The sequence below is a fragment of the Streptomyces sp. NPDC006516 genome (genome assembly GCF_040611875.1).
Taxonomy (GTDB): domain Bacteria; phylum Actinomycetota; class Actinomycetes; order Streptomycetales; family Streptomycetaceae; genus Streptomyces.
Window position 1 is genome coordinate 307,086 of record NZ_JBEXPD010000008.1, and the last position, 19,283, is coordinate 326,368.

Here is a 19,283-nt window from a genome sequence, read left to right on the forward strand (position 1 = left end):
CAGTCTGTCAGGCGAAGCCTGATCCTTGTCGGGGTGGTGGTGGGCGACGGGTGGGACTGTCAGGCGAAGCCTGATCCTTGTCGGGGTGGTGGTGGGCGACGGGTCAGCTGTTCGCTTGGTGACCTGGTGGAGCTGTCAGACGGGTACGGAGTTGGCGACGGCCGGAGCGCACTGTGCCGAGTGCATCGGCATCTCGGTCAGGCCGGGGAAGTAGACGTGCAGGCTGACGGCGGGTTCGAGGGAGTCGTTGACGGCCTCGTGGACGTAACCCGGGGCGAAGACGCGCTCCGCGCCGGCGCCCAGGGTCAGTGGGCCGCGTGCGGTGTGCTCGGTCAACTCGCCCTCCAGGACCGTCAGTACGCCGGAGGACGGCCCGTGGTCATGGCGTCCGCTGCCCTGGCCGGGGACCCAGCTCAGCAACCACACCTCGTAGCCCGGGCCCGTGCGCAGCCGGTGGTACCAGCGGGTCGTGGTGTCGTACCGGACAAGCGGGGCCCAGCTGTCGCGGTCGGCCGCGATGGAGCGGGCGAGTCCGACGAACTCGGCCACGGTGGTGGGATGGGGGCGGGCAGGACGCAGAAGGTGCTGGACATCGAGGATGTCGCCGGCGATCGAGAGGTCGCTGTCGCTGTTCATGGGTGCGGTGGTTCCTCGGCATGTGGATGCGCGTACGTGGGGGTGTCGCGGAAGACCGGAGATGCGGTGGAGCGGGATACCGGAGATGCGGTGAAGAGGAGCTGGATCAGAGCTGGAGCTCTACGGCTTCAACAGCTGTGACAGCTGGAACAGCAACAGCGCGCCTGGACAGCCGTACGGAACCCACGGATGCGGGTCGTGTACGAGGCTGCGGTCGCTGGCATGCGGTCAAGGAGACCGGCTCCATGGGCGGTCTGTCAACTCAATGCCCGATTTGGCGGCAATGTTTCACCCCATCCGGTCGCGGGAGGTGGAGAAAGGTTTTAGCTCCCCTCCTAGAGGCAAGGTGGCGCATCAACCGCACCCTCGAACGCGGCTGACGCCCCGTGACCCCGCTGTGATCTTGGTCGCTTCGGTGATCAAATCGAAACATTGTGGCGGCCTAGGTCGTCTCACTGGGTGAGAGGGTGCGGCGGGAGAGGCCCACGGCATATGTCAGATTTTTGGTGATTTGAACACTTTCTGTATACGCTTGGTTCCGCAGAGTGAATACCGCGGCCAATAGCAGATCTTCGCTTGACTGGCCCGAAGCTACACACTTGTAATTTCACTCGTGTCGTTCGGCCGCATCGGTAACGGCCGCATCACGGGGACGCAAGAGACAGACGAGGGGCGCACATGACCGAGCTGTTCCAGCAACTGCTGGTCGAGGACGCGGACGAGGAACTCGGCTGGCAGGAGCGCGCGCTGTGCGCCCAGACCGACCCCGAGTCCTTCTTTCCTGAGAAGGGCGGCTCCACCCGCGAGGCCAAGAAGGTCTGTCTCGCCTGCGAGGTCCGCTCCGAATGCCTCGAGTACGCCCTCAACAACGACGAACGCTTCGGCATCTGGGGCGGCCTCTCCGAGCGTGAGCGACGACGACTGAAGAAGGCCGCGATCTGACGCACCCGGCGCGACCGGACGCCGGCACCGCGATGGCCCGGGGGCCGCACCCTGTACGCAGGGTGCGGCCCCCGGGCCATCGCGGTGTCCGGCCCCTCCCGGCCGCCCCCGATCCCGCCGGTCAACCGCTCGGCGCGGGGCGCACATCCGTACCGTTAGTGTGGGGCCCCGTCCGAGAGACGCGCCAACGCCCCGCCGGGGCGCGCGTGTACACCGATGCAGCCCCCGGGGGGGACCCCCTCCGGACCCGGCCGGAGGGCCCCTACCCCGATGTCCGTGCACAGCCACTCGGCGGCGCCGAACGAGGCCGCCGCCCCAGAGTTCCCCCGGCACGTCGTCACCGCCGTGCTCGTCTCGCACGACGGCGCACGCTGGTTGCCCCGCGTGCTGGCCGGACTGCTCGGGCAGGAACGCCCCGTGCAGAACGCCGTCGCCGCCGACACCGGCAGCGCCGACGACTCCGCCCGCCTGGTCACGGAGGCGCTCGGAGGCGAGCGCGTCCTGCACCTCGCACGGCGTACGAGCTTCGGCACCGCCGTCGACGAGGCGGTCCGCACGGCCGGGGTGCTCACCCCCGACGACCTGCCGTACCTGAAGCGCCCCAGCGGCTGGGACCCCGTCACCCGCAGCTGGCGCGACGACGCGTACGACCTCCCCGAACTCCCGCACGGCGAACCCGTCCAGTGGCTCTGGCTGCTGCACGACGACAGCGCACCCGAGCCGGACGCGCTCGCCGAGATGCTGCGCGTCGTCGAGAACGACAAGCACGCCGCGATCGTCGGGCCCAAGCTGCGCGGCTGGTACGACCGCAAGCAGCTCCTGGAGGTCGGCGTCTCCATCGCCAACAGCGGACGCCGCTGGACCGGCCTGGACCGCCGGGAACAGGACCAGGGCCAGCACGACCAGATCCGTACGGTGCTCTCCGTCTCCTCGGCGGGCATGCTCGTGCGCCGGGACGTCTGGGAGGAGCTCGGCGGCTTCGACCGCAGGCTCCCCCTGATGCGTGACGACGTCGACCTCTGCTGGCGCGCGCACATGGCCGGCCACCGGGTGCTCGTCGCCCCCGACGCCGTGCTGCGGCACGCCGAGGCCTCGGCGAGGGAACGCCGCCCCATCGACTGCGCCGGACGCTCCGTGGCGAGCCCGCACCGCGTCGACAAGGCGGGTGCCGTCTACACGATGCTCGCCAACGCCCGTGGGAAGCAGCTGCCGTGGGCGCTTCTCCGCCTCGTCGTCGGCACCCTGCTGCGCACCCTCGCCTATCTCGTCGGCAAGGTGCCCGGGCAGGCGCTCGACGAGGTCGCCGGACTCTTCGGCACCCTCCTGCGCCCCGGGCGGATCATCGCCGCGCGCCGCGCGCGTGGCAAGGGGGCCGTGGAAGCGGCCGACCTGCGGTCCCTCTTCCCGCCGCCCGGCGCCACGGTCCGGGCCACTGTCGAACAGGTCGCGGGCAACTTCGGCAGCCGCACCGAAGCCGACTCCGGCGGTTCCCGGCACGGCGCGGTCGAGTCCGGGCCCGGCGGGGACGACGCGGACTTCCTGGAGATCGAGCAGTTCGCGCGGCTCAAGCGGGTCGGCCGCAAGCCCGGGCCCGTGCTCTTCCTGCTCCTCCTCCTCGTCTCGCTGGTCGCCTGCCGCGGTCTCCTCGGCAGCGGCTCCCTCGTCGGCGGCGCCCTGCTGCCCGCTCCGGCCGACGTCTCCGATCTGTGGGCGCGTTACGCGGACGGCTGGCACCCCGTGGGGACCGGCGGAACCCAGACCGCGCCGCCCTACCTCGCGGTGATCGCCGCCCTCTCGGCGCTGTTCCTCGGCTCCACGGGTTTCGCGCTCACGCTCCTGCTCGTCTGCTCGGTCCCGCTCGCCGGGCTCACCGCGTACTTCGCCTCCCGGCCGCTGATCGAGTCCCGTCTCCTGCGGGCCTGGGCGAGCATCGCGTACGCCTTCCTGCCCGCCGCGACGGGAGCACTGGCCACCGGACGCCTCGGCACGGCCGTCCTGGCCGTCCTCCTGCCGCTGATCGCCCGCGCCGCCGTCGCGGCGCACGGGCTGCGCGGAGACGGCTCCACCGCGCGCGGCAGCTGGCGCGCCACCTGGGCGTACACCCTGTTGCTCACCTTCACGACGGCCTTCACCCCGATCGTCTGGCCGCTCGCGCTGGTCCTCGGCATCGGGGTGCTCGTGCTGCGGCGGGGCGACATCGCCGCGTACGGACTGCGCTTCCTGGCCACGGTGGGCACCCCGATCCTGGTGCTCGCGCCCTGGTCGCTCTCGCTGCTGGCCGACCCGTCCGGCTTCCTGAAGGAGGCCGGGCTCGACATCGGCACGGGCACGGCCTCCGCCCTCGACCTGCTCGGCATCAGCCCCGGCGGCCCCAAGGCCGCGGGCGGCATCCTGCTGCTGGGCATCGTGCTCGCGGCGCTGGCCGCGCTGCTGCGCGGGGAGCGGCAGTTCGCGATCCGTACGGCCTGGGTGGTCGTGCTCGTCTCCCTGGTGTTCGCGGGGATCTCCAACGGCTCCACCTGGGCCGGCCCCGCCACCCTCGTCTACGGCGTCGCGCTCCTCACCGCCGCACTGCTCGGCGCGGACGGCGCCCGGGTGCGCGTGGCGGCGCTGAGCTTCGGCTGGCGTCAGCCGGTCGCCGCACTGATCGCCCTGGCCGCCGGGCTCGCACCGGTCCTGGCCGCGGTGAGCTGGATGATCGGTGGCGCCACGGGACCGCTGGAGCGCCGCGACCCCGTGCAGGTGCCCGCCTTCGTCGCGGAGGAGAGCACCACCCGGGACCAGCCGCGCACCCTGATCCTCGGGGGCACGTCCCCGGCGTCCGTCTCCTACAGCCTGGTCCGCGGCTCCGGCGCGCGGCTCGGCGACGCCGAGCTCACCGAGGCGGGCGGCAGCAACTCCCACCTCGACAAGGTCGTCGCCAACCTGGTCGCGGGCTCGGGCGCCGACCAGGGCAGCCAGCTGAGCGGCTTCGCGATCCGCTACGTCCTCGTACGGGACGGAGCCCCGCGGCAGATGAGCCGGGTCCTGGACTCGACCCCGGGTCTGAGCCGGCTCAGCCAGCTGGACGGCAGTGCCCTGTGGCGCGTCGACCGTCAGGCGTCCCGCCTCACCATCGTCCCCTCCGGCGAGGGCGCCGAGCCCGTCCCCGTGGGGTCGCTGCCCGTCGAGGCGCACACCAAGATCCCCGACGGCGGCTCCGGCCGGGTGCTGAGGATCGCCGACGCCGCCGACCCCGGCTGGCAGGCCACGCTGGACGGGGTCGCCCTGACCCCGAAGACCGTGGACGGCTGGGCCCAGGGCTTCGAACTTCCCTCCGGCGGGGGGACGCTCGACCTCACGTACGACACCCCCGTCGCACACACCGCATGGGTCTGGACGCAGGTGGCGCTGGGCATCGTCCTGGTGGTCCTGGCCCTGCCCGGCCGCCGCAGGGAGATCGACGACGACCTGCCCGAGGAAACCGAGGCCGTCCCGGCCGAGCCGGTCGCCGGTGAGGGGCGCCGGGCGCGCAGGCTGCGCGCGGCTGCCCAGGCGGAAGCCACGGCGGCGGGCGAGGACGAAGCCGCAGCCGAAGCCGGTGCCGGTACCGCCGCGGCATACGCGGAGGCTCCCTACGCGGAGGCTCCCTATGCCGAGGCCGCGCCGGCCGCCGACGGGCAGTACATCCCGGCGCAGCAGAGCACCGATCCGTACGCGGCGGCCCCGGGCGACCAGGACGGCACGGGTTCGTACGCGGCTGTTCCTGTGGACCAGGACGGCACGGGTTCGTACGCGGCGGTCCCGCAGCAGAGCGGCTACGGGGAGTGGGACGCCCAGCAGCAGTACCAGGGCGCCGACTACAGCCAGTACCAGGGCGGCCAGGACGCCGGCCAGTACTACCAGGCCGAGTCCTACCAGCAGGACCCGTACCAGCAGCAGGGCGCCTACGACCCGTACGGCTACCCCCAGCAGCAGCCCTACTCCACGGCGGCGGACGACTCCACCCCGTACGGCGGGACCGACGAGAACCCTGCACCGGGCCAGGACCCGTGGCAGACCGGCAACGGCAGCAACGGCAGCAACGGCAGCAACGGCAGCAACGGCAACGCATCGCGAGGCGAGTCCGAGTGAAGTCCACCCCCCTGTCCCTCATCGCGGGCACCGTCGCCCTCGCCGCAGTCACCGGCTTCGCCGCGCTCACCGCGCCCGGCGACGCGGGTGAGCCCGAGGCGAAGGCGGCGGCCCGGCTCCCTGTGGAGCGCACGAGCCTGCTGTGCCCCGCCCCCAGCACGTCCGACGTGGCGGAGACGACGTACACGTCCTTCACGCCGGCGGGGAAGAGCGGCGGAGAGGCCGGTGCCGCCGAGCTGGAGCCCGCTGAGGCACTCCCCGTGGACGAGGACGCACCCGCCGACGAGGACGCCTCGTCCGACGAGGAGAAGGAGAAGGACGCCGACAAGGAGAAGGCGACCGACGGCAAACCCGTCATCTCCCTCAAGGACCCCGGCAAGCCGTCCACGGCCGATACCGACAAATCCGACGCTCCCGCGCTCATCGGCACCGCCACCGGCAAGCTGGCCCCCGGCTGGGCCGCCCAGCAGACCACCACGGCCGCCGCCGGCGGTGCACGCGGCCTCCTCGGCGTGAGCTGCTCCGCGCCCGACACGGACTTCTGGTTCCCTGGCGCGAGCACCACGGCGGCGCGGCAGGACTACGTCCACCTGACCAACCCCGACGACACCGCGGCCGTCGCCGACATCGAGCTCTACGGCGCCGAGGGCGCTCTCAAGTCCGATGTCGCGGAGGGCATCACGGTCCCGGCGCGGTCGAGCGTCCCGATGCTGATCTCCACGCTGACCAGCGAGGAGGCCGAGAACGTCACCGTGCACGTCACGACCCGGTCCGGACGCGTCGGAGCGGTCGTGAGCGCGGCCGAGGACGAGGTGGGCAGTGACTGGCTCGCCGCGTCCGCCGATCCGGCGCAGACCCTGGTGATGCCCGGTATCCCGGCCGACGCCACGTCCGTACGCCTGGTGGCCTTCGCGCCCGGCGAGGACGACGCCGACGTGAAGGTCCAGCTCATGGGCAAGAACGCGACGTTCGCGCCGGCCGGCAACGACACCCTGCACATCAAGTCGCAGATGACGGCGAGCGTCGACCTCAAGGACGTCACGCGCGGCGAGCCCGGATCGATCCGGCTGTCACCCGCGGACGGCAGCGGCACACCGGTGGTGGCCGCTCTGCGCGTGGTGCGCGGGACCGGTGCCGAGCAGGAGGTCGCGTTCATCCCGGCGACCGCGGCGGTGGGCGACCGCGCGAGCGTCGCCGACAACCGTGCCAAGGGGTCCGTGCTCTCCCTGACCGCCCCGGGTGCGACCGCCAAGGTCAAGGTGACGGCCTCGGCGGGCAGCGACGGCGGCGAGCCGACCGTCAAGACGTACACGGTCAAGGGCGGTACGACGCTCGAGGTCACCCCCGAGGCTCCGTCCGGTCTCAAGGGGAGCTACGCGCTGACGGTCGAGACCGAGTCGGGCGGGCCGGTCCACGCCGCCCGCACGCTCACGCTCACCGCGGGCGGGATCGACATGTTCACCGTGCAGACGCTGCCGGACGACGGCGGCACGGTCGAGGTGCCCCAGGCGCGGCAGGACCTGTCGGTTCTGGACGACTGACGGCGGGACCTGCCGGCCCGGACGGCTGGCGGACCTGTCGGTCCGGACGGCTCCCGGCGGGACCTGTCGGTCCGGACGGCTGGGCCGCGGGACGCGCTGTGGGCGGCTCAGTCCTGCCCGTAGCGCGGGTCGACCGACTCGGGGGAGAGGCCGAGCAGCTCCGCGACCTGCTCCACCACGACTTCGTGCACCAGCAGGGCTCGCTCGTCGCGGCTCTTGGTGCGGATCTCCACCGGACGCCGGTAGATCACGATCTGCGCGGGCTGCCCCTTCACGGCGGAGAGCGCGCGGCCCAGCGGCACGGTCTCCTCCAGCGATCCCGGTACGTCGAGGACCAGGAAGTCGACGTCTGCCAGCTGCGGCCAGCGACGCTCCAGCCGCTCCACCGAGTCCTGGACGAGATCGCGGAAGCTCTCGGCCCTGCTGACCGAGAGCGGCACCTGCGGCGGCGCGAGCGGTCCACGCATGCCACGGCCGTGACGGTCGCGGTGGCGGGGCCGTGGCTCGGACGAAGGGGGCGGTACAGGACTGTCCATCACCGACGCAGCGTAACCCTCCGATGCCCCCGGCGATCACGGCTTCCTCGCGGGCCCGCCGGATGCCCGGCGGATGCGCCGCCGGGCGCCCGACCGGGCTCCGGACCGGATGACGGCCGGATGTCCGCGGATGAACATTCAGGCCAGGGTTGAGAACGGATCCGGCCCTTGGTTCGACCGCCGGCCATCCGCCGGATGACCGCATATGTTCTCCCCGGCGACTGCGGAGCGGCCCGCGCACACCGGCTCGCACCTGCTGCCGCGCAGGTCGGAAGGGGTACGCCCGAACCGTCCGTGACCCGGGCCCAAGGGCGACACGTGAGGGTGAGGTGAGGGAGAGTCGTCGCAGCCCGCTCAAGAGTGCGGTACCGTCCAACATCGTGAGCCCTGTACGTCGCTGTTCGCGAACCGCGTGCGGCCGTCCCGCCGTCGCGACACTGACGTACGTCTATGCCGACTCGACCGCGGTCCTCGGCCCGCTCGCCACCTATGCCGAGCCCCACTGCTACGACCTCTGCGCCGAACACGGCGAGCGGCTCACCGCCCCCCGTGGCTGGGAAGTCGTCCGGCTCTCCGACCCTTCGGCCCCCACCCGCCCCAGTGGTGACGATCTCGAAGCGCTCGCCAACGCGGTGCGCGAGGCGGCCCGGCCGCAGGACCGGCAGCAGGCGGTCCGAGGGCCGCGCACGGCGGACCCGGTGGAGGTCGCGCGCCGGGGACATCTGAGGGTGCTGCGCTCACCGGACTCCTGACGGCGCTCCGCCCGGGTGACCGAGACCGTTCGGTCCCGATCCCGGGAGACCGTGACCGTTCGGTCCTCCGCCCGGGGTGACCGAGACCGTCCCGTTGTGCCGGGTGACGGCGACCGTCCGGTTCTCCGCCCGCCGGCCGGTGGGTTCATCCGCACCACCCGTCACATGCTCGCCCGAAAGAGGTTTTCCGGTACGGAGCATTGACGTCCACTTGTCGCGGACACGGCCATCGCCTGCGCGGCCGTCGGCCTCGCCGGGCGGGAGGCGACCTGCTGCGCAAGGTGCTGCCGTGGAGCCTGGGCCTGCTGCTGGTGATGTGCCTCTTCGTGACGGCCCAGAGCACGGCGGTGCTGGGCTGGATGCTCCCCTGACCCCGGGCCGAGGGGAGCCGGGTAGTTTGGGCGGTCCGTAAAGACCCCCAGGAGGACCGGCCGTGGTTGCTGATCTGTCGCAGCTCGTGAAGGCGTACGACGTGCGCGGAATCGTGCCCGACCAGTGGGACGAGCCGCTGGCGGAGCTGTTCGGAGCGGCCTTCGTACAGGTCACCGAAGCGGACGCGATCGTGATCGGGCACGACATGCGGCCGTCCTCGCCCGGCCTGGCCGCCGCCTTCGCCCGCGGGGCGACGGCACGCGGCGCCGACGTGACCCTCATCGGGCTCTGCTCCACCGATCAGCTGTACTACGCGTCCGGCGCACTGGACCTGCCCGGAGCGATGTTCACGGCCTCGCACAATCCGGCGCGCTACAACGGCATCAAGCTGTGCCGCGCCGGAGCCGCGCCCGTCGGCCAGGACACCGGCCTGACCGAGATCCGCACCCTGGTCGAGCAGTGGTCCGAGCACGGCGCCCCGGCGAGCCCCGCCGGAACCCCCGGCACGGTCACGGAGCGCGACACGCTCACCGACTACGCCGCCCACCTGCTGGGTCTCGTCGGACTCTCGGGGATCCGGCCCCTCAAGGTCGTCGTGGACGCGGGGAACGGCATGGGCGGCCACACCGTCCCGACGGTCTTCGCCGGGCTCCCCGTCGACCTCGTACCCATGTACTTCGAACTCGACGGCACCTTCCCCAACCACGAGGCGAACCCGCTCGATCCGAAGAACATCGTCGACCTCCAGGCCCGTGTCCTGGCCGAGAACGCCGATCTCGGCCTCGCCTTCGACGGCGACGCGGACCGCTGCTTCGTCGTCGACGAGCGCGGCGAAGGCGTGTCCCCGTCCGCCATCACGGCCCTGGTCGCTGCCCGGGAGCTCGCGCGCAACGGGGGCGAGGGGACGGTCATCCACAACCTGATCACCTCCTGGTCGGTCCCCGAGGTCGTCAAGGAAGCCGGCGGCACGCCCGTCCGCACCCGCGTCGGCCACTCCTTCATCAAGGCCGAGATGGCGCGGCACGGTGCGATCTTCGGCGGCGAACACTCCGCCCACTACTACTTCCGCGACTTCTGGAACGCCGATACGGGCATGCTCGCCGCCCTGCACGTCCTGGCGGCGCTCGGCGGCCAGGACGGCCCCCTCTCCGGGCTCCTCGACCGCTACGACCGCTACGCGGGCTCCGGCGAGATCAACTCCACCGTCGCCGACCAGGCCGGAAAGCTCGCGGAGATCAGGGCGGAGTACGGGAGCCGTGACGGCGTGAGCTTCGACGAACTCGACGGGCTCACGGTGACCGGCGCCGACTGGTGGTTCAACCTCCGCCCCTCCAACACCGAGCCGCTGCTGCGCCTGAACGTCGAGGCACGGGACGAGAAGACGATGACGGGCGTACGCGACGAGGTTCTCGCTCTCGTGCGCGCGTGACCCCACGCGTCGCGGGCACACGCCCTGCGGGGCGTACACGACGCACCCGGTGTCCGATCCGCCCACCGGGTGTCCCCGCCCGACGCATGCGCCGTCGGGCGGGGGCCTGCCGGGCCGCGACCCTCACGGCCCGGCGGTAGGCTGACCACGCCCCACGCTCCGCGGACCCCGACCGGGGTGCCCGGAGCGGATCCGCCCCGTACGCCCGAAGGGACCCACCTCATGCCGCTCGAAGCCGGCCTCCTGGAGATCCTCGCCTGCCCGGCCTGCCGTGCCGCGCTCGACGACCGCTCCGCGGCCGAGAGCCCCGAGCTGGTCTGCACCGGCACGGACTGCGGTCTCGCCTACCCGGTACGGGACGGCATCCCGGTCCTTCTCGTCGACGAGGCCCGCCGCCCCGCGTAACCACCGCACCATGATCAGCACGGCGATCGGAGGCCCAACGCCATGCTCGACGAGTCGCTCCTCGACGCACCGGAAGCCCTGGCCCGAGCCGACAGGCGAGGTCTGCTGCGCGGCGCCGCCGAGGCCGGCGCGCGTGTGCGCACCGCTGCCCGGCACGCCGCCGAGGCCGGCATCGGCACCCTGGCCCCCGAAGGCCGGCCACGCGCCGTGCTCGTCGCGGGCCCCGGCACCGCCGCTGCGGGCGTCGCCGACCTGATCGGCGCCCTTGCGGGAGCCGCCGCCCCCGTCACCTCGATCCGGCCCACCGGAGTCGCGGCAGCGGGCGGAGCGCTGCGCTGGACGCTGCCGGGCTGGGCCGGGTCCGTGGACCTGCTGCTCATCGCCACGGCCGACGGTTCGGAGCCCGGCCTGGCACTGCTCGCCGAGCAGGCGTACCGCCGCGGTTGCACGGTCGTCGCCGTCGCCCCGGTCCGCTCGCCGCTGCGCGAAGCGGTGGACGGGGTCCACGGCCTCGTCGTACCCATGGCAGCCGCCCCGCACGGGGAGTACGACGCCGAGACCTCGGCGGCGGGTCCCGGCACGCTCTGGGCCCTGCTCACCCCGTTGCTCGCCCTGCTCGACCGGGTGGGGCTGATCGACGCCTCCCCGGACACCCTGCAGAAGGTCGCCGACCGGCTCGACCGCACCGCCGAACGCTGCGGTCCGGCCATCGCCACGTACAGCAACCCCGCGAAGACCCTCGCGGCGGAACTGGCCGACAGCCTTCCGCTCGTCTGGACGGAAGGCGAGGCCGCCGGCCCCGTCGGGCGCCGGTTCGCCGCCGTCCTGGCCGAGCTCGCCGGCCGTCCGGCGCTCGTGGCCGAACTTCCGGAGGCGCTGCCCTCGCACGGGGGGCTCCTCGCCGGGGCCTTCGCTGCGGGAGCCGCCCCCGACGACTTCTTCCGGGACCGCGTGGACGAGCCCGAAGCCATGCGCGCCCGCGTCGTCCTGCTCCGCGACCGGCCCACCGGCGGCCTCACCGCCGCGCCGGCCGCCCGCGAACTCGCCCTGAGCCACGACACGGCCATCAGTGAGCTCGAACCGGAGGAGGGCACCGAGCTCGAGGCGCTCGCCGAACTCCTCGCGGTCACCGACTTCGCCGCCGTCTACGCCTCCCTGGCCTCCGACAACCGGGCCTGACGGCCCGCCCCTTGCCCTGGGCGCCACTGCCCCTCGCACCCACGCACCACGAGGACGAATCTCCATGGACCGGCTGTCCAACACCGTGCGCCCCTACGCCTGGGGGTCCACGACGGCCATACCCGAGCTGCTCGGCACGGCTCCGACCGGCGAACCGCAGGCCGAGATGTGGATGGGCGCCCACCCGGGAGCACCGTCCCGGCTCTCCCGCCCCTCGGACTCCGCCGCCGCCTCGGGCTCCGCCGCTGTTGAGCTGTCCCTCACGGACGTCATCGCCGCCGATCCCGTACGGGAACTGGGCGCCGCCACCGTCGCCGCCTTCGGCCCCCGCCTCCCCTTCCTCCTCAAGCTGCTCGCGGCAGGCGCCCCGCTCTCCCTCCAGGTCCACCCCGACCTCGCGCAGGCACAGCAGGGGTACGCGGACGAGGAGCGCCGGGGCATCCCCGTCGACGCCCCGCACCGCACGTACAAGGACGCCAACCACAAGCCCGAACTCATCTGCGCCCTCACGCCCTTCCAGGGACTGTGCGGTTTCCGCCGGCCCGCGGAGGCCGCCGAACTGCTGTCGGCCCTGGGCGTCGACTCCCTCAAGCCCTACGTGGACCTGCTCCGTGCCCAGCCCGAGGAGGCCGCCCTGCGCGAGGTCCTCACGGCGATCCTGGGCGCGGACCCGGACGAGATGGCGCACACGGTCGCGGAGGCGGCCGAGGCCGCGGAACGGCTCGGCGGTGACCACGCCCCGTACGCCCAGATCGCCCACCACTACCCCGGCGACCCGGGCGTCATCGCGGCCATGCTGCTGAACTACGTCCAACTCCAGCCCGGCGAGGCCATGTTCCTCGGCGCGGGTGTGCCGCACGCGTATCTCGGAGGCCTGGGCGTCGAGATCATGGCCAACTCCGACAACGTGCTGCGCTGCGGCCTGACCCCCAAGCACATCGCCGTACCCGAACTGCTGCGTATCGTCCGCTTCGAGGCCACCGACCCCGCCATCCTGCGGCCCGAGGCGGGACCCTCCGGCGAGGAGCTGTACGAGACGCCGGTCGAGGAGTTCCGGCTGTCGCGCTACGTCCTGCCGGCCGGCGGCGCCCCCGTCGGCCTCGGCGCCCCGACCCCGCAGATCCTCCTCTGCACGGCGGGTGCCCCCAGAGCCGGGGAGATCACGCTCGCTCCGGGTGAATCGGTGTTCGTCGCGGCGGACGAAACGGTCGAAGTGTCGGGTACGGGGACGCTCTTCCGGGCGACCGTGGTGGCCTGACGTACCGTCCGCACCAGCGACTGCAACAATGTCCGGCCGTAACGCGGCGACCGTGCCGCAGCACCGAGGAAGGGACACCAGGCACCCATGAGCGCGTCAGGCGGAACCAAGGCGATCGTGGCGGCACTAGCCGCCAACCTCGCGATCGCAGTGGCCAAATTCGTGGCGTTCCTCTTCAGTGGCTCGTCGTCGATGCTGGCGGAGAGCGTCCACTCGCTGGCGGACTCGGGCAACCAGGGCCTTCTGCTGCTCGGCGGCAAGAAGGCCAAACGGGAGGCGACCCCGCAGCACCCCTTCGGTTACGGACGCGAGCGCTACATCTACGCCTTCCTCGTCTCGATCGTGCTGTTCTCGGTCGGTGGCATGTTCGCGATCTACGAGGGCTACGAGAAGATCAAGCACCCGCACGAGATCGAGGCCTGGTACTGGCCGGTCGGTGTGCTGGTCTTCGCCATCATCGCCGAGAGCTTCTCCTTCCGGACGGCCATCGCCGAGTCCAATCAGACGCGCGGCAAGCTGTCCTGGACGCAGTTCGTCCGCCGCGCCAAGGCGCCCGAGCTCCCCGTCGTCCTCCTCGAGGACCTGGGCGCGCTCGTCGGCCTGATCCTGGCCCTCGCGGGCGTCGGTCTGGCCCTCGGCACCGGCAACGGTGTGTGGGACGGCATCGGCACCCTCTGCATCGGCATCCTGCTCATCGTCATCGCCATCGTTCTCGCCGCCGAGACCAAGTCGCTGCTGCTCGGTGAGGCAGCCGGTGTCGAGGACGTCGAGAAGATCCAGGCCTCGGTGGTCGACGGCGACACCGTCACCCGCGTCATCCACATGCGCACGCTCCACCTCGGTCCGGAAGAACTGCTGGTGGCCGCCAAGATCGCGGTGCGTGCCGAGGAGTCCGCGGCCGAGGTCGCCGAGGCGATCAACGCCGCGGAGAACCGGATCCGCGAGGCTGTCCCGATCGCCCGGGTCATCTACCTGGAGCCCGACATCTACAACGAGGCGGCCGCCGCGGCCGGCACCAACCCGGGCAAGACCCCGGGCGGCCCCAGCGCTCCCGACGCAACGGACGAATCCGGCCACTGACCTGCCGAGGATCAGCCCCGAACGGCCCTGTGACCCACTCCGCCGCCCCGGCGGGCTGGGGCTCACTGGGCCGTTCGGTGTAGATTCGGGGGAGTACCAGACGTCGCTGCTGATGGCGGTCGATCGGTCCGCGGACGCGGGCCGGCCGAGGGAGAGAGGGCCTCCGACGGACTGCACTGCGGATCGCCCGGGCATTCGTATGTCCGTGGCCGCCGCAGAGCCAGCCAGCCCACCCTCGACCCATCACGAGGAGCAGCCCGTTATGACGACGGCCGCCAATCGCCAGGACTTCAAGGTCGCCGACCTCTCCCTCGCCGCCTTCGGGCGCAAGGAGATCACCCTCGCCGAGCACGAGATGCCCGGCCTGATGTCGATCCGCAAGGAGTACGCCGCCACGCAGCCGCTGGCCGGTGCCCGGATCACCGGCTCGCTGCACATGACCGTGCAGACCGCGGTGCTCATCGAGACCCTCGTCGCCCTGGGCGCCGAGGTCCGCTGGGCCTCCTGCAACATCTTCTCCACCCAGGACCACGCGGCCGCCGCCATCGCGGTCGGCCCGAACGGCACCCCGGACGCCCCCGCCGGCGTCCCGGTCTTCGCCTGGAAGGGCGAGAGCCTGGAGGAGTACTGGTGGTGCACGGAGCAGGCTCTGACCTGGCCGAACACCCCCACCGGCGGACCGAACATGATCCTCGACGACGGTGGCGACGCCACGCTGCTCGTCCACAAGGGCGTCGAGTTCGAGAAGGCCGGCGAGGCCCCGGACCCGTCGACCGCGGACAGCGAGGAGTTCGCCCACATCCTCACCCTGCTGAACCGCACGCTCGGCGAGTCCCCGCAGAAGTGGACGCAGCTGGCGTCGGAGATCCGCGGCGTGACCGAGGAGACGACGACCGGTGTGCACCGGCTGTACGAGATGCACCGTGACGGCACCCTCCTTTTCCCGGCGATCAACGTCAACGACGCGGTCACCAAGTCGAAGTTCGACAACAAGTACGGCTGCCGCCACTCGCTGATCGACGGCATCAACCGCGCCACGGACGTCCTGATCGGCGGCAAGACCGCCGTCGTCTGCGGCTACGGCGACGTCGGCAAGGGCTGCGCGGAGTCCCTGCGCGGTCAGGGTGCCCGGGTGATCATCACGGAGATCGACCCGATCTGCGCGCTCCAGGCGGCGATGGACGGTTACCAGGTCACGACGCTGGACGACGTGGTGGAGACTGCGGACATCTTCGTCACGACGACGGGCAACAAGGACATCATCATGGCCAAGGACATGGCCCGGATGAAGCACCAGGCCATCGTCGGGAACATCGGCCACTTCGACAACGAGATCGACATGGCCGGCCTGGCGAAGATCGACGGCATCGTCAAGGACGAGGTCAAGCCGCAGGTCCACACCTGGACGTTCAAGGACGGCAAGGTCCTGATCGTGCTGTCCGAGGGCCGTCTGCTGAACCTCGGCAACGCCACCGGTCACCCCTCGTTCGTCATGTCCAACTCGTTCGCGGACCAGACCCTGGCCCAGATCGAGCTGTTCACGAAGCCCGAGGCGTACCCGACCGATGTCTACGTGCTGCCGAAGCACCTGGACGAGAAGGTCGCCCGTCTCCACCTCGACGCGCTGGGCGTGAAGCTCACGACCCTGCGTCCGGAGCAGGCCGACTACATCGGTGTCCCGGTCGAGGGCCCGTACAAGTCCGACCTCTACCGCTACTGAGCAGGCCGTCGGCCGGCCGCCGGTTCAGCACCGGCTGAGCCGGCCGGCCGCCCGAGTTCTCAGCAGCAGGTTCGAGCGCAGGCCCCCGCACCCCCGTGTCGGGGGCCTGCCCCGTACCGCACCCGCACAGCCCGAGGAACCAGAAGGACCCCATGCCCCGCGGCCGTTATTCGCTCCACGATCTCCACGACCACACCCCCCTCGGCGAAGAACACTTCCACTGCGCACCCGGCCCTTCGGGCTGGCGCTACGTCTCCCAGACCACGGGCCCCTCGGGTTCTCACCTAGGTTCCGTCGATCTGGCTCTGGACGAACTCGGCCGCCCCATCCGCCTTGAACTGCACGCCGCGAGCTGGCAGATCCGCGGCGCCGCCCTCGACGGGGTCACCTGGGTGCGGACCGATCCGACCGGCACCCACGCCACCGAAGGCAATGTCCGCGCCCATACCTTCTCCGGCACGTCCCCCGCGTTCCTCATCGCCGTCGCCCGGCTCCTGCGCCTCACCCCCGATTCCCCCGCGACCCGCGTCCGTCTGGTCACCTTCACGGACCCGGTCCTCGCCCCCCGTACCGTCGACCAGTCCTGGTCCCTGCTGAACAGTGAAGCGCACGCCACTGACAACGGGCCTCTGATCGTGGACGAATACCAGGTCAACGCGCTGGACACCGGTGAGCAGCACGCCGTCCACATCGCCGGCGACGTGGTGCTGGCGGCGCCGGGCATCGAGCTCGAACACCTCGAGTCCCCGCCGTCGGCCATGCCCCGTCCCGACGGCCGAGGCGGGGGCCACGGCCAGGACGGGAGTGGGTACGGAGACGAGGACGCCGGCCAAGGCTGGGCTCAGGCCCAGGACTAGTCCGGCGGAACAGGAAGTCTCAGGCGGGCGGGGCGAAACCGGTCGTGGACGGCCGCCCGTCGGCCGCGTTCCGACCAGGAGCAGGACCAGGAGCAGGAGCAGGCGGATCGAGGGGAGCAGGGGCGGTAGCGGCTACCGCGACCGGTCCCTGGATCCGGGCGCCGCGCCCGTGGGCCGCCGAGACCCGCCGGACGTCGCGCGCCTGCCGCTCGTTCACGACAGCCGCCAGATACGCGGCGGAGGGCACCCCCTGCGGCACCGGGACACCCGTGCGCGCGGCGAGATCGGCGGCCAGCCGCTCGGCCATGGACCAGCGGACGGCAGCGTCGAGCTGGTTCATCCGTGTCAGGTACTGGCGGATCGCGAGCCAGAGGCCGTCCGGGACACCCGAAAGATCGAGCTGCGCGAAACGCCCCACCAGCCAGGGCGGCGGAGGCGGCACGGCGAGTGTGCGCCCCGTCCGCACCCGCTCACGTACGACGAGCGTTCCGGCGAAGACGTCGCCGAGCCGGCGCCCACGGGCGGACACCAGGGAAGCGACGCAGGCCACGACGCCGACCGTCCCCAGAATCTCGACCATGCCCATGGCGCCCCGCACGAGCGCGTGCCGGAAACGGATCGGCCCGCCGTCGTCCCGCACCACCCGCAGACCGCAGGCAAGCTTCCCGAGCGAGCGACCATGGGTGAGGGTCTCGACGGCGACCGGCCCGCCCACCAGCACCAGGAGGAAGACGGCTACCGCGATCGCGGCGGCAGCGGCCTCGTCCAGCGTCACCGTCGCCACCGCCAGGCCGATGGACAGCAGGACGAACACAGTCAGGACCACCGCAAGGTCGATGGCGATCGCCAACGCCCGGCTGGGCAGCCTCGCCGGCTGCAGTCCCAGTACGACCGCGTCTCCGGTCACGAGCTCATTCATCGCCACCCCACCCCTCGCCACCCTTCCCTGCCCCTCGGGCCCACAGTCTGCCAAGCTGACCCGCAGCGCGCCGCCGAAGTACGGACCCGTACGCACCCATGCCTGGAGCAGCAGCCGACCATGGATCTCGACGTCTTCGTGACCACCCACCACACAGAGTGGGACCGCCTGGACCACCTTCTGCACCGTGGGCGCAGCCTGACAGGTGCGGAGGCGGACGAACTCGTCGCCCTGTACCAGCGCACCGCCACGCATCTGTCCCTGATCCGGTCCAGCGCCCCGGACCCCGTGCTGACCGCCCGTCTCACGCAGCTCGTGGCCCGTGCACGCTCGACCGTGACGGGGACCCGCCGGGCCTCGTGGCGCGACGCCGGGCGGTTTCTGACAGCCGGGTTTCCCGCAGCCGTCTACCGTTCGCGGCACTGGTGGATACCCACCGCCGTGCTCTCCGTGCTCCTGTCGGCCGTCATCGGCTGGTGGATCGGTGCCAACCCCGACGTGCAGGCGGCCATCGCCGCCCCGGAACACCTGCGCGCCCTGACCCGGCCCGGTGGGGAGTACGAGACGTACTACTCCAGTCACCCGGCAGCCTCCTTCGCCGCACAGGTCTGGACGAACAATGCCCAGGCGGCGGCCATGTGCCTGGTCCTGGGAGCGTTCCTCTGCATACCGGTGATCTGGATCCTGTTCGTCAACGTGCTCAACCTTGCCGTCGGCATCGGCCTGATGTCCTCGGCGGGCCGGCTGGACACGTTCCTGGGGCTCGTCCTGCCGCACGGCCTGCTGGAGCTCACCGCGGTCTTCGTCGCAGCGGGAACGGGACTTCGCCTCGGGTGGACGGTGATCGACCCGGGGCCCCGAACCCGGCGTTCCGCGCTGGCCCAGCAAGGCCGAGCGGCGTTGGGCATGGCCATCGGTCTCGCTCTGGTCCTGTTCGTGTCCGGCGTCATCGAAGGCTTCGTCACCCCCTCCGGCCTTCCGACGTGGGCCCGCATCACCATTGGCATCCTGGCTGAGCTGGCGTTCCTCGCGTACGTCTACGTTCTCGGAGGCAGAGCAGCCCGCGCGGGGGACATCGGAGATCTCGACACCGCCGAGCGAAGCGCGGAGCTTCCTGCCGCAGCCTGAGAGGCGATGTGCGTACGAGGCCGCTGACCTGCTAGTCTCCTCCTCGCCCACAAAAACCGTTGACACGGTCGGCGTGGGGAGGTAGATTTTAACGGTTCCAGGGGGATGGACAAGCCCGGCTGGAGCAGCTAAAGTTGAACTTGCTCGTGCAGGGGACAGGGTCTCCGCAGAGCCGATCGATTCTTCTCTTTCGAGCAGTCAGCCGGTTCGCTTCGGCCGAAATGCTTCTGATAAAGTCGAGTCAGCCGAAAGGCAAAGGCCATTCCGCAGGCCGCTGGAATCAAATTCGGACCGGAAACGGAACGGAAAAGAGTCTGGTAAAGTCGGACTCGCCGGAAAGGGAAACGCGAAAGCGAAGAACTGGAAAGCGAAACAAGCAGTAACCCGCTTCGACCGGGAATCGGACACGAAAGAGT

At 71.5% G+C, this 19,283-nt stretch carries 16 protein-coding genes; 13 read left to right on the forward strand and 3 right to left on the reverse strand.

Annotation, left to right across the window (positions count from 1 at the left end; translation table 11 throughout):
• Positions 1–135 precede the first annotated feature (135 nt).
• Entirely contained in the window at positions 136–636 is a 501-nt protein-coding gene (locus tag ABZY45_RS22985; protein WP_356742496.1) for a cysteine dioxygenase family protein, read from the reverse strand.
• A gap of 678 nt (positions 637–1,314) precedes the next feature.
• Between ABZY45_RS22985 and ABZY45_RS22990 the strand changes: the two genes are divergently transcribed.
• The 3 genes from ABZY45_RS22990 (at position 1,315) to ABZY45_RS23000 (ending at position 7,232) form a co-directional block, all read left to right on the forward strand.
• Positions 1,315–1,578 carry a WhiB family transcriptional regulator gene (locus tag ABZY45_RS22990; protein WP_031093859.1) on the forward strand — a complete coding sequence of 88 codons (264 nt, stop codon included), beginning with the start codon at positions 1,315–1,317 and terminating at the stop codon, positions 1,576–1,578.
• A gap of 270 nt (positions 1,579–1,848) precedes the next feature.
• A complete protein-coding gene (locus ABZY45_RS22995) occupies positions 1,849–5,691 on the forward strand; it encodes a glycosyltransferase (protein ID WP_356742497.1) in 3,843 nt (1,280 codons plus the stop codon).
• A complete protein-coding gene (locus ABZY45_RS23000; protein WP_356742498.1) occupies positions 5,688–7,232 on the forward strand; it encodes a DUF5719 family protein in 1,545 nt (514 codons plus the stop codon). The genes ABZY45_RS22995 and ABZY45_RS23000 overlap by 4 nt, the downstream gene beginning before the upstream one ends.
• A gap of 107 nt (positions 7,233–7,339) precedes the next feature.
• Here the strand turns inward: ABZY45_RS23000 and ABZY45_RS23005 are convergent, their stop codons facing one another.
• A complete protein-coding gene (locus ABZY45_RS23005; RefSeq protein ID WP_356742534.1) occupies positions 7,340–7,768 on the reverse strand; it encodes a metallopeptidase family protein in 429 nt (142 codons plus the stop codon).
• Positions 7,769–8,097: 329 nt separating this feature from the next.
• Between ABZY45_RS23005 and ABZY45_RS23010 the strand changes: the two genes are divergently transcribed.
• The 9 genes from ABZY45_RS23010 (at position 8,098) to ABZY45_RS23050 (ending at position 16,820) form a co-directional block, all read left to right on the forward strand.
• Entirely contained in the window at positions 8,098–8,520 is a 423-nt protein-coding gene (locus tag ABZY45_RS23010; protein ID WP_356742500.1) for a DUF3499 domain-containing protein, read from the forward strand.
• Between the two features lie 200 nt (positions 8,521–8,720).
• Complete coding sequence (locus ABZY45_RS23015) at positions 8,721–8,891, forward strand: hypothetical protein (protein ID WP_356742535.1); 171 nt, start codon at positions 8,721–8,723, stop codon at positions 8,889–8,891.
• A 62-nt stretch (positions 8,892–8,953) separates the two neighbouring features.
• Complete coding sequence (locus ABZY45_RS23020; RefSeq protein WP_356742501.1) at positions 8,954–10,321, forward strand: phosphomannomutase/phosphoglucomutase; 1,368 nt, start codon at positions 8,954–8,956, stop codon at positions 10,319–10,321.
• A 222-nt stretch (positions 10,322–10,543) separates the two neighbouring features.
• Positions 10,544–10,726, forward strand: a complete 183-nt coding sequence (locus ABZY45_RS23025; protein WP_356742502.1) for a Trm112 family protein — start codon at positions 10,544–10,546, stop codon at positions 10,724–10,726.
• Between the two features lie 42 nt (positions 10,727–10,768).
• Complete coding sequence (locus tag ABZY45_RS23030; RefSeq protein WP_356742504.1) at positions 10,769–11,905, forward strand: SIS domain-containing protein; 1,137 nt, start codon at positions 10,769–10,771, stop codon at positions 11,903–11,905.
• Positions 11,906–11,969: 64 nt separating this feature from the next.
• Positions 11,970–13,163, forward strand: a complete 1,194-nt coding sequence (gene manA, locus ABZY45_RS23035) for a mannose-6-phosphate isomerase, class I (protein WP_356742506.1) — start codon at positions 11,970–11,972, stop codon at positions 13,161–13,163.
• Between the two features lie 87 nt (positions 13,164–13,250).
• Positions 13,251–14,243, forward strand: coding sequence for a cation diffusion facilitator family transporter (locus ABZY45_RS23040; RefSeq protein WP_356742507.1), 993 nt, complete (start codon positions 13,251–13,253; stop codon positions 14,241–14,243).
• A 262-nt stretch (positions 14,244–14,505) separates the two neighbouring features.
• Positions 14,506–15,963: an adenosylhomocysteinase gene (gene ahcY / locus ABZY45_RS23045; RefSeq protein ID WP_356742509.1), complete on the forward strand. Its 1,458-nt coding sequence runs from the start codon at positions 14,506–14,508 to the stop codon at positions 15,961–15,963.
• A 152-nt stretch (positions 15,964–16,115) separates the two neighbouring features.
• Entirely contained in the window at positions 16,116–16,820 is a 705-nt protein-coding gene (locus ABZY45_RS23050; protein WP_356742510.1) for a hypothetical protein, read from the forward strand.
• A gap of 19 nt (positions 16,821–16,839) precedes the next feature.
• Here the strand turns inward: ABZY45_RS23050 and ABZY45_RS23055 are convergent, their stop codons facing one another.
• A complete protein-coding gene (locus tag ABZY45_RS23055; RefSeq protein WP_356742512.1) occupies positions 16,840–17,739 on the reverse strand; it encodes an RDD family protein in 900 nt (299 codons plus the stop codon).
• A 120-nt stretch (positions 17,740–17,859) separates the two neighbouring features.
• Here ABZY45_RS23055 and ABZY45_RS23060 point away from each other — a divergent pair, with 120 nt between their 5' ends.
• Positions 17,860–18,867 (forward strand): stage II sporulation protein M, encoded by a 1,008-nt coding sequence (locus tag ABZY45_RS23060; protein ID WP_356742514.1) that lies wholly within the window; start codon positions 17,860–17,862, stop codon positions 18,865–18,867.
• Positions 18,868–19,283: the final 416 nt, after the last annotated feature.

Bases quoted from the DNA above. Each gene is read 5' to 3' on its own strand.
- ABZY45_RS22995 (WP_356742497.1), top strand. From the start codon at position 1,849: ATGTCCGTGCACAGCCACTCGGCGGCGCCGAACGAGGCCGCCGCCCCA.
- manA (WP_356742506.1), top strand. From the start codon at position 11,970: ATGGACCGGCTGTCCAACACCGTGCGCCCCTACGCCTGGGGGTCCACG.
- ABZY45_RS23040 (WP_356742507.1), top strand. From the start codon at position 13,251: ATGAGCGCGTCAGGCGGAACCAAGGCGATCGTGGCGGCACTAGCCGCC.
- ABZY45_RS22985 (WP_356742496.1), bottom strand. From the start codon at position 636: ATGAACAGCGACAGCGACCTCTCGATCGCCGGCGACATCCTCGATGTC.
- ABZY45_RS23060 (WP_356742514.1), top strand. From the start codon at position 17,860: ATGGATCTCGACGTCTTCGTGACCACCCACCACACAGAGTGGGACCGC.
- ABZY45_RS23025 (WP_356742502.1), top strand. From the start codon at position 10,544: ATGCCGCTCGAAGCCGGCCTCCTGGAGATCCTCGCCTGCCCGGCCTGC.
- ABZY45_RS23030 (WP_356742504.1), top strand. From the start codon at position 10,769: ATGCTCGACGAGTCGCTCCTCGACGCACCGGAAGCCCTGGCCCGAGCC.
- ABZY45_RS22990 (WP_031093859.1), top strand. From the start codon at position 1,315: ATGACCGAGCTGTTCCAGCAACTGCTGGTCGAGGACGCGGACGAGGAA.
- ABZY45_RS23050 (WP_356742510.1), top strand. From the start codon at position 16,116: ATGCCCCGCGGCCGTTATTCGCTCCACGATCTCCACGACCACACCCCC.
- ABZY45_RS23055 (WP_356742512.1), bottom strand. From the start codon at position 17,739: ATGAATGAGCTCGTGACCGGAGACGCGGTCGTACTGGGACTGCAGCCG.
- ABZY45_RS23005 (WP_356742534.1), bottom strand. From the start codon at position 7,768: ATGGACAGTCCTGTACCGCCCCCTTCGTCCGAGCCACGGCCCCGCCAC.
- ahcY (WP_356742509.1), top strand. From the start codon at position 14,506: ATGACGACGGCCGCCAATCGCCAGGACTTCAAGGTCGCCGACCTCTCC.